The following is a 14,195-nucleotide window of genomic DNA, read 5'->3' as shown; positions in this document are numbered from 1 at the left end:
GTCCTGAACAACAACAAAAATGCCATCTACCCCTCGTTAGATGGCATTTTTGCAGGAACTCTTTTTTAACAATAAATCTAGGTAATTCGAAGTGAAATTGTCATTTTTAACCACGCTTTATAATACAGAAATATCCATGCATTCTATCTTCAAAACAACCGTAATGGCGGCATTTGGCTTGCTTTTGGCAAGCTCCTGCCAGCAAAGCTCAAAAGATCCCAACCTGATGGTCATAAAAGAAATAAATCAGGACTGGACATTCAAACAGGCCGATAAAGAAGAATGGCTGCCCGCACAAGTACCGGGAACCGTGCATACCGATTTACTGGCTGCCGGAAAAATTGAAGACCCGTATTACCGACTGAACGAACTCGATCAGCAATGGATCGATAAAGTGGACTGGGAGTACAAAACAACCATTGCCGTTGACTACAATTTCCTGGATCGCGACAATATTGCCCTCGATTTTAAAGGACTTGACACTTATGCCGATGTATTTGTGAACGGGAAAAAAGTACTTTCGGCCGACAATATGTTCCGCGAATGGAAAGTGGATGTGAAAGAACTGCTGGAAGAAGGAGATAACGAACTCCGCATTTTGTTTCGTTCGCCCATAAACGAAGGCCTGAAAAAATACGATGCCAACGGTTTTGTATACCCAGGCGCTGAAAACGACCAGGCAGAACGCGGACAGGTGGAGGGAGGAAAACGGGTAAGCATTTATACACGCAAAGCAGGCTACCACTTTGGGTGGGACTGGGGACCACGACTGGTGACCAGCGGCATTTGGCGCCCGGTGTACCTGAAAGCCTGGGACAAGGCAAACATCGAAGATCTTCAGATCGTTCAGCATGAAGTTTCGGAAAAAAAAGCCACATTTACCGCAGTTTTTGAAATTACCTCAGATAAAAAAAGAAAGGCCACCCTGGCCGTTACCAACGAAGGAACCATCCTGGCCACGCAAACGCTTACACTCAGCGAAGGCACAGCCAATTACCCGGTTGATTTCGAAATTGCCAATCCGCAATTGTGGTGGTCAAACGGATTGGGAGAAGCACATTTATACAACCTTTCGGGAAGCCTGGAAATTAAAGACAGAAAGGAAAACAAAAATACGCGCATCGGGATTCGCACGCTGGAACTGGTCCGGGATAAAGACGAAGACGGAACGTCGTTCTATTTTAAACTGAACGGGCACCCGGTGTTTATGAAAGGAGCCAATTACATTCCCAACGATATGTTCCTTCCGCGTGTAACCGAAGAGAATTACAAAACCGTAATTGAAACCGCCAAAAACTCGAACAACAACATGTTGCGCGTTTGGGGAGGTGGAATCTACGAAAACGATATTTTTTACGACCTGTGTGATGAAAACGGAATTCTGGTTTGGCAGGATTTTATGTTTGCCTGCGCCATGTTCCCCAACAATCCCGACTTTTTGGAAAACATTAAACAGGAAGCGATCGACAATGTAAAACGTCTGCGCAATCATCCGTCCATTGCCTTGTGGTGCGGCAACAACGAAATCCTGACGGCCTGGAACACCTGGGGTTGGAAAGCTCTGGCCGAAAAAGAAGGAGCAGACGTACCGGAAAAAGTATGGCAGGCTTATGTCGACATTTTCCACAAAACGTTGCCCGACGTGGTAAAGGAACTCGATCCGCAACGCAGTTACTGGGGCTCCAGTCCGTCGTCGGGTTTGGGAGTGCAGGCCGACCTGGTGAATGGCGACGATCATTATTGGGGCGTTTGGTGGGGGAAAGAGCCTTTTAGTACTTATGCGACCCACCTGGCTCGTTTTATGAGCGAATACGGATTTCAGAGTTTCCCCGAGATCTCAACCGTCAGAAAATATGCTGAGCCCGAAGATTACGACATTTATTCTGAAGTAATGAAATCGCATCAGCGTTCGTCCATCGGAAATGGTACCATCGAATACTACATGTTGCAGGAATACAAACACCCGAAAGACTTTGAGTCGTTCCTGTATGTCAACCATGTGCTGCAGGCTGATGGAATCAAGTTCGGGCTGGAAGGACACCGCCGTGCCATGCCTTATTGTATGGGAAGTTTGTACTGGCAAATTAACGACTGCTGGCCGGTTGCATCCTGGAGTTCTACAGACTACTACCAAAAATGGAAAGCGCTTCAATACGCCGTAAAAAAAGGATTCAGCCAGGTATTAATCAGTCCTTACGAAGAAGATATAAAATTTAAAGTGGGAATTGTAAACGATCGTTTGGAGCCCATTAAAGCAGAGCTTCGTATGCGTTTGGTTGATTTCGACGGAAAGGTAATCTGGGAAGAAGCATCACTACTCGACATTCCTGCCAATTCAAGCGACGACTATTTCGATGTAAACCGGAACGAATGGAGGTTTAAATACCGCAAAGAGCTTAACGAGGCCGTTTTTGTAGCTGAAATTGTGGAAAACGGGCAAGTTCTTTCTCAGAACAAATACTATTTTGAAGCCTTCAAAAACCTGAAAATCAAGAAACCAACCGTTGAATACAACATTCAAAAATCAGATAACGGATTTGACATCACTTTAAGCACTGACAGGCTGGCTAAAAATATTTACCTGCAAATCGATGATGAAGAAGGCTACTTCTCAGATAACTATTTTGACCTGCTACCCAACGAAAAACTAAGCGTGAATCTCAAAACTGCTATTTCAGAGGAAAAACTGAACGAAATACTAAGTGTACGAACGCTGGATGATGCATTTTAAATAACCAGTGGTCATTCTGTCAGGCAGGATGACCATTGTTTTTTAACTCAAAAACTGACATGAAAATATTAGCCGTTCTTTTCGTAATTTTTAATTTCCTAACTCCCGGAAAACCGACCCCAAAAGCTGAAGTTTATCTTGAAAAAGGGGCCGAAACCATTGCTTATCAATCCACCGGCGAAACAGGCAAAGCAATTTTTCACTACCTCGATGCCGGCAGCTACCGACTGCTACTTACCTTTCCGCAACAGGAAGGAAAATTTATCAAAGACAAGCCCCGGAACCGTACGCTTACCAAAGCTACTTACAACGCCAAAAACAAAACCTATTACTACCAAAGCGCCGAAGGATATTTTGCCGTTCGCTTTTACGGACTTTCAAAAATAAGAAGTGAGAATTTTCAGGCTTCGTTTAGCGAGGAAAAAGAAGAAGAAGTCAAATATATCGTTATCGCAAAATTTGGCGCCCATCAGCGCAATGCATCCATCGGCGTATCCATTCGGGCAATAACGGCTGCCCGGTTTAAAAAAGCAGCCGAAAAGGCCCAATCTAACCTTTCCTCGCTCTCTACTCCCAACATCAGATAACAAAATGCCATCGCTTGGTGTTATTAATTCATCGATAATGGACAAGAGAGTTCATTTTCAATTAATTTTACCAACCGATAGTCAAATTTATGATCAAGTCTGCATCGCTGCTGCTTCCGATCTACGTGACGTTCATGTGGACCCTGGTGTTCCTGTTTCAAAAAAGAACGCATCTTAAAGCCAACAAGGTACTGGGCGTATTAATGCTTTCGGCCTGCACCATCTACTTAACCCTTGCGGCATTCTTTCTACACTACTACCAACTATATTCTTTTATCGAATGCCTTTATTTTCTTACTCTTCTATCCCTTTATCCCCTGTTTTATCTCTATGTTCTGCTGCTTGCATCCAACAAAATAAGATTTGAACGGTATTTCGTTCACTTTCTACCCGGAATCATTTTCTGCATTTTTTCTCTTGCCTTTACCTTGTTGCTTAATCACAACCAGCGCTTAGATTATATAACGAAAGTACTTGTTGACGGAAAGATGAAAGGCATGAATTTCGCATCAATTGAAGGGCTAAAGGGATTAATGAATCTGATGGTTCGATTAATATTTATTGCACAATCACTGGTCTACCTTCTGGCAAGTATCCGGATTACCAACAAACATACCAAAGAGCTTAATGAATACTATTCCAATATTGAAGGCAGAAGTGTACACTGAATTCGAAATATCAGCATCATTTTAATCCTCATTTCGGTTCTTGGAATATTTTTCACCATTTTGGGGCGGAGTATTTTTGCAAAAAATGAAGTACTGCTGTTTTTCCCTTCCTTCATATTCAGTGTAATATACTTTCTGATCGGCTTTTTTGGCAACCAACAAATTGTAATTACTGAAGAGTTAACGGATCAGACCGAATCTGCTGCCGCCGAAAATGAAATGTTGGGAGATTCACACCTAAAGCTTTTAAGAACCAAACTCCTTTCCCTATTTGAAGAAGAGAAGATCTATCGCCTTTCCGATTTGCGCATTACAACCGTGTCGGAAACACTGCAAACCAACCGCACCTACATTTCCCGGCTGATCAATGAAGAATTTGGTGTAAATTTCAACGAGTTTGTCAATAAATACAGGGTAGAGGAAGCCGAAGCACTTCTGAAAAACGAAGACAACGCCCTGTATACACTCGATTACATTGCTGAAAAAGCAGGATTCGGGTCGACAAACTCTTTCACCCGGGCTTTTAAGGAATACAAAGGCATAACTCCGGGCACTTTCCGAAACAAGCTCACTGAAGCATAACCGATTTCCGAGCTGCTTCCCGCACTACGAATCAAATATCAAAACGCATTTTACACAAAATCAATAGCTTCGTAACCTTTTTGTGATACTTTCTTGTTAACAGTTACAGGAACAAAAGAATTGTATCATGGACAGGCTTTTGTTAATTGAAGACGATCCGCACATTGGCGAACTGGTCAGCATCCACTTAAAAGTTCTGAATTGCGAAGTAGATATCTACATCAGCATCAATACCATTTATTCGAAAAGCCTGCCCTTGGTTTATGCCGACATTCAAAATGACCGACCGCGTTTTTCAAAATATTCTGGATGATGCCATCAAAAATTGCAGCCCCGGCGACGTGTTTACCTTTGAATTCGAATTGCTAACAGATTCAGTGCTCGTAAAAATCAACGATACCGGAAAAGGCATCACCGAAGATGAGCTCCCTTACATTTTTACACGCTACTACAAAGGCAGCAAAACGAAGGAAGAAAACAGTACCGGATTAGGACTGGCCATCGTCAAAAAATTCCTTTATTTGCACAAATCCACTATCCGGGGATACAGCAAAATTAACCAGGACACCCGCTTCGAATTTCAACTGCCCCTTTACGGCTAGGATAAAGGATTTTTGGCGGCAAAAGCCACGAAACAAAAACAATCTTCTATTTTAATAGTAGTTCAAATTGCCTTATTTAAAGGGACATTCAGACCTGTCAATTACACTATTCATAAATATGAAACAGCGCTTCTACCGTTCTATATTCCCGTCAAAAAAAGGTGATTTATAGTCCGTTTTAAAAGCTTTGCACAAACCAGCCAACAAACACACCCTACTATTTTTGTAGTATTTTTTTAAAGCTGATTTTCAAGGACTTTAAATATGTAAATTAAACATTAACGCGCCAAGAAACAACCAATAGAAATGAAAGTAAAGATGCCTACTCCTATCCGGGATTGATTTTTAATTTTTAAAACAGAATATCCAATGCCAAATGCCCAATATCCAATTTTTCGGATTTTGTTGAATACTTTACATTCAAAATTGAGAATTGGATATTTTTAAAAATTAACTTTCAGAAAAAAGGCAACCTCAATGAGATTGCCCAATCTGATATTCTTGTGAATTTCTTAAACTTTTGGAAGTTCCCAGGGCGCCCGGTACTGAGGAACCAGCAATTCGTTAGCTGCATCGTTACCAATAAAGCGGCTATTGTCGGCATCCCAATAGAGGCGTTGCCCCATTTTAAGTGCCATATTCCCGAGGTGAGCCACCCTTGCGGTGTTGGCCGCAATTCCGATGTTACAATGTGTATTCTGATCGTTATCGCGAATACAGTCCACAAAGTTTTGCATGTGATTGCTTAACCCCTGACCATCGCCTTTGATTAACTCCACACGCTCCATTCGCGGATTCTTGCTTCCGCCTTCAGGTATTACTTCCCAGCCGTTACGATCGACGACAAGCGTTCCTTCGTTTCCAACAAAACCAACACCATGGCTTCTTCCGTAATAACCCCCGTCAATTCCGATTGCATGATCCCACAACATGGTATAGCCATCGAATTCATAAAGCGCCTGCATCGTATCCGGAGTTTCTGCTGCATCCTCGGGGTAACCGTATTTGCCGCCCATTGCCATTACCGACTTGGGAGCTTTGGCCTTCATCCCAAATAATCCGTAATCAATAATATGTACGCCCCAGTCGGTCATCAAACCTCCGGCATAATCCCAAAACCACCGGAAATTGAAATGAAACCGATTCTGGTTAAACGGTCTGGCTTTTGCCGGCCCCAGCCACATATCGTAATCCACTCCCTCTGGCACGAGCCCGTCGGGTTTTACCGGTATCGATTTCATCCACCCCTGGTACGACCAGGTTCTCACGGCACGTATTTGCCCCAATTTTCCGGAATGAACAAATTCAACGGCATCCAGCCAGTGCTTGTCGCTTCGTTGCCACTGCCCTACCTGAACGATGTTCCCGTAACGTTTTTGTGCGCGTTCCATCACATTGATTTCCTCGATGTAGTTAGCCAGTGGTTTCTCACAATAAATGTGCTTACCCAACTGGGCCGCATACACAAAAGGCAGGCAGTGCCAGTGATCGGGTGTACCGATAATAATTACATCAATGCCTGGTTCTTCGAGCAATTTCCTGAAATCCTTAAATCCCTTCGGACGTTTACCCTGGATCTTTTCCACTTCGTCGATTCGCCTGTTTAACACATGCTCATCCACATCACACAGTGCTGCACACTCTGTATTTTTCTTCTCCAAAAATGCCTTAAGGTCAGAAAATCCCATCCCGTTAACTCCGATTGCACCGCAAACAATTTTATCGTTTGCCCCGGCACAGGAGTTCATAGCCAGTGGCATACCTGCCGCCATTGATACTCCGGCAGTGGCCATGGCTGTTGTTTTAATAAAAGCTCTTCGATCTGTCATTGTAAAAATTAAATTCAGTTGGTGATCCTTTCCGGATCGTATAGGTTGCAAAATTACTATTTCTGCATAGCATCGTCAAAGGCAATATCAGATGGTGCAAAATCCATCTTTTTCACAAAAGCACAAGCTTCTGTTGCTCCATGCTCACGGTTCATACCGCTGTCTTCCCACTCTACAGAAAGCGGCCCGTTGTAACCAATATCGTTTAGCGCCCTTATGATGTTTTCAAAATTAATTTTCCCTCTTCCCAAACTCCTGAAATTCCAGTAGCGGCGGTTATCCCCAAATTCCATGTGCCCACCGAAAACACCTACCGTTGTTGGGGTATCGCTCCAGTAAGCATCTTTCATATGAACATGAAAAATGCGGTCGGCAAACTCATAGATAAACCGCACATAATCCACATGCTGGTATCCGAAATGACTGGGATCGTAGTTGAAGCCAAAAGCCGGATGATAATCCAGCGCTTTTAACGCCAAATGTGCCGTGTGAATGTCAAAAGCAATTTCGGTCGGATGTGCTTCCAGACAGAATTTTACGCCCAAGCTTTGATATTCATCCAGAATAGGCTTCCACCTTCTTGCAAATTCGGCATATCCTTCTTCAATCATTTCGGGCGGAACAGCAGGAAACGAATACAGTAAATGCCATATCGGACTTCCGGTGAACCCAACCACCCGGTCGAGCCCCAGCTTTTTGGCAACTTCAGCGGTTTTCACCATTTCCCGGGCAGCCCGCTGGCGAACGCCTTCCGGATCGCCATCGCCCCAAACATGAGCACTGGCAATGCTTTTGTGCCGTTGATCGATGGGATCACACACACATTGTCCGTCCAAATGACAAGAAATGGCAAACAATTTCAGGTCGTATTTGGCGAGTAATTCAAGTCGTTGATCACAATACGCCTGGTCCGCTTTCGGGATTTCCATGTGATCTCCCCAGGTACACAGTTCGAGCCCGTCGTAGCCAAACTGCTTTGCTTTTTGGCACATGGTTTCAATAGGTAAATCGGCCCATTGCCCGGTGAATATAGTTACAGGTCTGGACATGATTATTCGTTTATCAGGTTTGAATACTTAAATTGTTTTTCCGAAAGGCACCCATTTCACCTCATCGTTGTAACCCGCGCTAACTGCGGTTTCAATAAACTGCATCCCGCGAATTCCATCTTCCACTCCCGGAAAATCGAGCATCTCAGGACTTGGTTCTTCTCCGTTTGCTTTGGCACGAACGGTTAAGGCAAAATTCCGGTAAATATTGGCAAAAGCTTCTAAATAACCCTCCGGATGACCTCCCGGAACGCGCGTGTTATGAGCCGCAATCGCACTGTCGAGGCTTGTTCCCACACGCAAAACCTGCATGGGTTCGCCCAGCCACTTCACCCTTAAAGTATTAGGTTCCATCTGCTCCCAGTCGACACCTCCTTTGTCGCCATAGATCCGAATCCGAATGGCATTCTCCTCGCCCACCGCAATCTGAGTGGCCATCAAAACGCCTTTTGCTCCGTTTTCGAACCGAAGCAGAACGGCTCCATCATCGTCGAGCAAACGATTGGGAACAAAAACATTCAATTCGGCACACATTTCGGTGACTTTCAAACCCGTCATATATTCCGCCAAATGATGCGCGTGCGTACCAATATCTCCCATACAGCCGGCTTTCCCAGAGCGTTTTGGGTCGGTTCGCCACGATGCCTGCACATTTCCGGCATCTTCCACTTTTGAAGCCAGCCAGCCCTGCGGGTATTCCACAAATACTTTCCTGATTTTACCCAATTTTCCGTCAGCGATCATTTTTTTGGCGTGCTTCACTGCCGGATATCCCGAATAGGTATGCGTCAATGCAAAGGTCAACCCCGTTTCGTCCAGTTTGTCCTTTAGCTGAAAAGCTTCTTCAAGCGTAAACGTCATGGGTTTATCCAGAACAACGTGAAATCCATGATCCAGGGCCATCATTGCCGGAGCAAAATGCACAAAGTTTGGCGTTACAATCGTAACAAAATCCATTCTTTCGCCTTCCGGCAGTTGCGACTCTTTCTCAAACATTTCCTGATAAGAAGTATATACCCTATCTTCCTGAAGAAAATAAAGTTTCCCTGAAGACTTTGAAACTTCAGGATTTACACTAAAACAGCCACAAACCAGTTCGATTTGATTATCCATAAAAGCAGCCAGCCGGTGAACTGCACCAATAAATGCGTCGGTACCTCCACCGACCATTCCCATTCGAAGTTTTCTATTCATTTAGTGATAGTTTAAGTTGATTCAGAAATCAGTTGTTAAATGTAATAACTCTTTTTATCGGAAGCAATTTTGACAGAAAGCAGTTTGCTTGAATAAAGCGATAAAGATATCCCGAAGACTCGAAAAACAGAAGTACTTACTTCTCTTTAAATGCGTTACGCAGATCTTCGTCGGGCTTAATGATGTTGTAATTTTCCCAGTATTTTTCATCAAACTGTCCCAACCGTTCCACAAAAACATCGTCGCGGTTAAACCGCTCGTCGCTGGGGAAACGCTTTAATTCGGTGGGCTGAATGTTGGTTATGAGCAAATCGGAAACGCTGTGAAATTCGCTGTTTAACCGATCACGTTTACTTTTGACTTTAAATTTCACGGAAGCCTGAGCGGTCGACAAATGCCATTTCCCCTGATATTGCTGGTAATTCACGTTGTATTGAACGTAAGTGGGACGCGCTATTACTTTTGGCGGCTTTTTGCGGATCATGGTCGAAGTAGCTTCTTTTAAACTGCTTTTATTAAAACGAAAGCTGGCGTGCACAATCGCAAAACTTTCGCGATGCACATACAATTCACCCATGTAACCCGGAAAAACATTTTCCGACACCGGAGTAAATGTCAACACATAAACCGGTTGTTCGTGGTACCAGACCACCCTTGAAACCTCGTATTTGTAGTTCCCCTGAAATTCTTCACTGATAAAGCTCTCCATGGTTTTCACGACATCAAGTTGGACGATTGTAAACGGACCTCCCTGGAGCTTAAAATTCAGCCAGCGAAAAGGCTGCACATCCGGACTTTTTCGGCCTTTTACCAACCGAACCAAATCGGTTCGAACAGTATTGGCATAAGGCGACTTCAGGATTTCGAGCACCGCCTCCGACACATTAATATAAGCGTCGTCCTGTTCCACAGTTTCCCGGTAAAAGGCCGTCATCAAACGTGGGTGAGCCGTGTAGTTCCGCTCCAGGTTAAGACGGATATTCTCCAGCAATTTTTGCGCCGAGATTGCAGTAACCGTCACTTCTTTTATACGGATGGATATGGGTTTCAGAATAAACAAATCCTCGTCGAGCAATTTGCAGGCAGGCAGCAAAATTTGTGCATAACCCATACTCGAGATCACCACCGTATCATTAATATTTTTGGGATGAAGTTTCAGCAAGAATTCACCATCCAAATTGGAGATCGTACCGATGGGCTGATTCAGCACAGATACAGATGCGTAAGGAACCGGTTTCGCCTTGCGGTCTTCCACCAGTTTTCCACTCAGAAAAAAATATTTAACAGGAATACTGTCGGCGCGGATTTCGTCGACCGGCAACATTTCGGGCCTTAGCGAAATAATGATCTGATTTTCGCGCTCAATCAGGTTGTATTTGTCCGAATCAAACAATTGGTGCAGCACCGTATACAGCGATTTGTTTTCAGCCTCCACCGAACATTTTTGATCAGCCTTTACCGCCACAGCATCATACGAAAAATAAACACCGGCCTGCCAGCTGATTTGCGCCAAAATATTATCGATCGCCTGATTTTCAACACGAAGCGTAACTCGCCGCTCCAATACAGAACCATCCTGCTGCTGGCCCTTCGCTAGAAAAGCAAACAACAGGATGGCAATTGATATGACTATTTTTTTTTGCGGGTGCATCTATTAAAACATCCTTTTCAGCTCAAATGAAGTTTTAACTTCCTCCCCATTTCGCAATACTTTGACGCGAATCTTCTTGTTTTCCTTGCTTTGAAGCAGTAAGTTAATATCGTTAAGTTCCATCGACCGGTGACTGCTATTGTTGATCGACAGAATCTGATCGTCTTTTTGCAACCCGGCATTATAAGCCGGCGAATCCTTCCGAATATCGGTAATCGTAAAAATCGGCAAACCGGGCATCGGATTAATCACTTCCATGCCACTCATGTTATAATTGAAATCTTCTTTTACCCGGGATGTTGGGCGCAAAGTAAGCCTGCTGTTGCGATAATCGATGGTAACATCGAACCGTCTCAAAATTTCGGCACCAATGGTTCCGTTGCGATCGTTTGCCGTAATCAGGCGTTCCATCAATTCCGAGTCAGGAAAAGCAACAATCGGATGCGACATCAAAAGCGGGCCCACCCAAATGGCATCTATCCTGCCTTTTGTGCCGTAAACATCTCCGCTCAATCCTCTTCCAAGGAAAGTTTCAACGTGTTTTTGCGGCAGTTTAATACGTTCATCCGACATTTCAGAAAGCCAAAGCGCATCGCTGGCGCCCGTGTCTACCAACAATTTCACCGGAACATCCTTCATTTCATCTGTAACAATAGTGGTACGAACAAAAGGTTTGTTACCGTCGAAATGCAAAGGCATAATAATATCACTTTTGCGATCGCGGTATTTGTAGTACTCCGGTTTATAAAGCATCAGTCTCTCGGCTGCGTAGTCGATTTCCACCACATAATCTTTAAAAAGGTTGAAACCGATCATTCCATGAACCGGGATTCCCAAAATGTGTGAAATCTGAAAGTCCTCATCAATCACCATCTGCACTTCCTGGTTCCTGGCGGTAAGCCCCTCAATGTGCATCGTATTTCCTCCCGAACGATAAGCTGTTAAACCTTCGCCATCGCCAAGGCCTTTCACTTTTACCGGCATCATGTAGTTCAGGTTCAGCTTATTCACAAACGGAAGCTCGGTAATAATGGGAAAACGAACCCCGGTATCCAGAATAAAGTTCAGGGTATCCGAATCGTTAATATTTACCGGGATAATAATAAGGTTACTGGCCGACTTAAATTTGATGCTGACACGCTTATCGCGTGGGTCATCGAATAAGAAACCACGGTTGCTGGAGTAAAACTGCTGCGCGTTATTCTCAAAATCGATACTCTTATCGAGCGGAACATAATCGCGCACTACCAACAGGTTATCTTCGATCTCAAATAAGAGATAGAAATCGTTCATCAGTTTATCCAGCACATATTTGATCGGCTTATTGGAAATGTTCAGGCTGATCTTTTTACCCTCTACCAAATCAGCATTATACGAATAATCGATATTCAAGTACTTACAGATCTTTTCAATGACGCTGGAAAGCGGTTCATCCTCGGCAAAAATAGAGATGTTCTGGTCGAGTGCCTGACTTTTCTCTTCCTGTGCATTTAACTGACCGGGCATAACCATCACTGCCATCCCGATCAGGAGGATGAAGATTTTTATTTTATTCAACATTGTTTTCATAGCTCATACGTTTTACTGGTCGTTTTTACGGCCCGAAAGTGTGTAATGTTCGTTTTCGCCGGTGAGTTCGAGATTGAATGTGAGCCGTATAACATCCAAAACAAAATCAGCGGGTTTCCGGTCGAAATGACCTTCGTACAACAAATCATTTAACTCAGGCTCAGCAACGTCGACCGTTATGTGGTAAGTTTTCTCCAAACAACGGATTACTTCGCTTAACGGAACCTTGTTAAAAATGAGATCATGTGTCTTCCACGACAGGAAATTGGGATCGGCATTGACCGATTTCTCCAGTGTTTTGTTTTGGGTGAAAAAAGTTCCTTTCTCTCCCGGAATCAAAAACACTTCTGCCGTTTCTGTTTGCTTTTCAGTGCTTTTGCCGATCACCTGCACTTTGCCGGTTTCGACAATTACTTCCACGGTTTCATCTCCCGGATACGCACTCACGTTGAAAGAGGTACCTAAAACTTTCACCTGAGTTTCGCCGGCATTAATTACAAAAGGCTTTTCGGGATTGGGTTTTACATCAAAAAATGCTTCTCCTTCGATGCTTACTTCACGAACGTCGCCTTTAAATTTTTTAGGAAACGTAAGTTTCGAATTGCTGTTCAGAGCAATTACAGAACCATCGGGTAAAACATACTGTTGCAAAACCTGGTTTTCCCCCGAAATTACCTCGCTGTAAACAGCCGGAATCTGGTTTCTGAAACCAATGTAATATCCAACTGATCCCAGTAAAAGAGCCACCACCAGTATCGCAGCATATTTGTAAAATGTTGCAATTCCCTCCTTTCTTTTTTTCTGAAGCGATACCACTGTGCCTTTTTTTGTCGGGACAAATTGTGCATGAACGTTTTTCCAGGCAGCATTTGTATCAAAACGCTTTTCCTGGTAATATGAGTCAACTTTCGAGAGCATCTTCCTGCTCTCCTCCCACTCAGCCCGGTTTTCTTCAGCTTGTTCCAGCCAGGCTTCCAACTCCGCTTTTTCCCGGTCGCTTGCTTCTCCAACCAACTGCTTGGCCATTAGCTCACGGGCCTGATTCTCGATGTTCTCCATTTTACTCATTACATTTAAATGACAATGCACAATGATTTTACCCCTAACCTATTTTCTATAAAAAGGCACAAAAAAGAATAAGAAGGTGTTATATCGTTTCAATTTTTCGCGTAATATTTTGATAGCCAATCCCATTTGAACTTCCACCGTTTTTATCGATATATTCAATCGTTCAGCAATTTCGCGGTATTTCAAGCTTTCTTCACGGCTTAGACGAAATATCTCGCGACGTTTCTCGGGCAGTTCGTTAATACTTTTTTCGATGGCGAGCTCCAGGTCTACTTCCAGGAAATGATCTTTGTAATCATTCGCTTCGGCTTCAGCGATAGACTGTTGCGCATGCTTCAGTTTAATTTGCTCGTGCTTAATTACATTAATGGAAAGATTTTTGACCGACCGAAACAGGTAATTTTTAACAGAAGTGTCAACAATAAATCCTTCCTTTCTTTCCCAAAGTTTCACGAAAAAATCCTGAACAACTTCTTCAGCCATTTCATAATCTTGCAAAATTCGGGTGGCAAAAACGCATAGGGGCCGGTAGTATTGGCGGAATAGTTTTTCAAAAGCCAACTCGTTGCCAGCTCTGATTTTATCCACCAGTATTTTTTCTTCGTTCAGGTTCATTTCTTTCGGTTCAATCACTTGAAGCTAAGTTAGAAAAAAGAATTACCCCG

The 14,195-nt window shown here is 43.6% G+C and carries 13 protein-coding genes; 6 read left to right on the top strand and 7 right to left on the bottom strand.

Annotated features, from left to right (window positions below):
- Positions 1-136: 136 nt before the first annotated feature.
- The 6 genes from MR764_RS14725 to MR764_RS14700 all read left to right on the top strand — a co-directional run bounded on the left by MR764_RS14725 (position 137) and on the right by MR764_RS14700 (position 5,170).
- Positions 137-2,731 (top strand): glycoside hydrolase family 2 protein, encoded by a 2,595-nt coding sequence (locus MR764_RS14725; protein ID WP_247980200.1) that lies wholly within the window; start codon positions 137-139, stop codon positions 2,729-2,731.
- A 59-nt stretch (positions 2,732-2,790) separates the two neighbouring features.
- Positions 2,791-3,318 carry a hypothetical protein gene (locus tag MR764_RS14720; protein ID WP_247980199.1) on the top strand — a complete coding sequence of 176 codons (528 nt, stop codon included), beginning with the start codon at positions 2,791-2,793 and terminating at the stop codon, positions 3,316-3,318.
- An 89-nt stretch (positions 3,319-3,407) separates the two neighbouring features.
- Positions 3,408-3,986: a hypothetical protein gene (locus MR764_RS14715; RefSeq protein ID WP_247980198.1), complete on the top strand. Its 579-nt coding sequence runs from the start codon at positions 3,408-3,410 to the stop codon at positions 3,984-3,986.
- 219 nt (positions 3,987-4,205) lie between these two features.
- Entirely contained in the window at positions 4,206-4,568 is a 363-nt protein-coding gene (locus MR764_RS14710) for an AraC family transcriptional regulator (RefSeq protein WP_247980197.1), read from the top strand.
- A 127-nt stretch (positions 4,569-4,695) separates the two neighbouring features.
- Positions 4,696-4,881 carry a hypothetical protein gene (locus MR764_RS14705; protein WP_247980196.1) on the top strand — a complete coding sequence of 62 codons (186 nt, stop codon included), beginning with the start codon at positions 4,696-4,698 and terminating at the stop codon, positions 4,879-4,881.
- Entirely contained in the window at positions 4,847-5,170 is a 324-nt protein-coding gene (locus tag MR764_RS14700; RefSeq protein WP_247980195.1) for a HAMP domain-containing sensor histidine kinase, read from the top strand. Before MR764_RS14705 ends, MR764_RS14700 begins: the two co-directional genes overlap by 35 nt.
- Before the next feature lie 512 nt (positions 5,171-5,682).
- On the opposite strand, the gene MR764_RS14695 is transcribed toward MR764_RS14700, so the two are convergent.
- From MR764_RS14695 to MR764_RS14665, 7 genes are all read right to left on the bottom strand, one after another.
- Positions 5,683-6,999 (bottom strand): Gfo/Idh/MocA family oxidoreductase, encoded by a 1,317-nt coding sequence (locus MR764_RS14695; protein WP_247980194.1) that lies wholly within the window; start codon positions 6,997-6,999, stop codon positions 5,683-5,685.
- A 56-nt stretch (positions 7,000-7,055) separates the two neighbouring features.
- On the bottom strand, positions 7,056-8,048 hold the full coding sequence (locus tag MR764_RS14690) for a sugar phosphate isomerase/epimerase (RefSeq protein ID WP_247980193.1): 993 nt from the start codon (positions 8,046-8,048) through the stop codon (positions 7,056-7,058).
- 27 nt (positions 8,049-8,075) lie between these two features.
- A complete protein-coding gene (locus tag MR764_RS14685) occupies positions 8,076-9,242 on the bottom strand; it encodes a Gfo/Idh/MocA family oxidoreductase (RefSeq protein ID WP_247980192.1) in 1,167 nt (388 codons plus the stop codon).
- Between the two features lie 136 nt (positions 9,243-9,378).
- The gene (locus tag MR764_RS14680) at positions 9,379-10,893 is read right to left on the bottom strand and encodes a carboxypeptidase-like regulatory domain-containing protein (protein ID WP_247980191.1); all 1,515 of its coding nucleotides are present in this window, start codon (positions 10,891-10,893) and stop codon (positions 9,379-9,381) included.
- A 3-nt stretch (positions 10,894-10,896) separates the two neighbouring features.
- Positions 10,897-12,462 (bottom strand): aspartyl protease family protein, encoded by a 1,566-nt coding sequence (locus MR764_RS14675; protein ID WP_247980190.1) that lies wholly within the window; start codon positions 12,460-12,462, stop codon positions 10,897-10,899.
- A gap of 12 nt (positions 12,463-12,474) precedes the next feature.
- Entirely contained in the window at positions 12,475-13,521 is a 1,047-nt protein-coding gene (locus MR764_RS14670; RefSeq protein WP_247980189.1) for a FecR domain-containing protein, read from the bottom strand.
- Positions 13,522-13,569: 48 nt separating this feature from the next.
- A complete protein-coding gene (locus tag MR764_RS14665) occupies positions 13,570-14,163 on the bottom strand; it encodes an RNA polymerase sigma-70 factor (RefSeq protein WP_247980188.1) in 594 nt (197 codons plus the stop codon).
- Positions 14,164-14,195 lie beyond the last annotated feature (32 nt).

It is taken from the genome of Maribellus sp. YY47 (assembly GCF_023111095.1).
GTDB lineage: Bacteria > Bacteroidota > Bacteroidia > Bacteroidales > Prolixibacteraceae > Draconibacterium.
The sequence above is the reverse complement of the archived record's forward strand: the minus strand, read 5'-3'. Positions and strand labels throughout refer to the sequence as shown.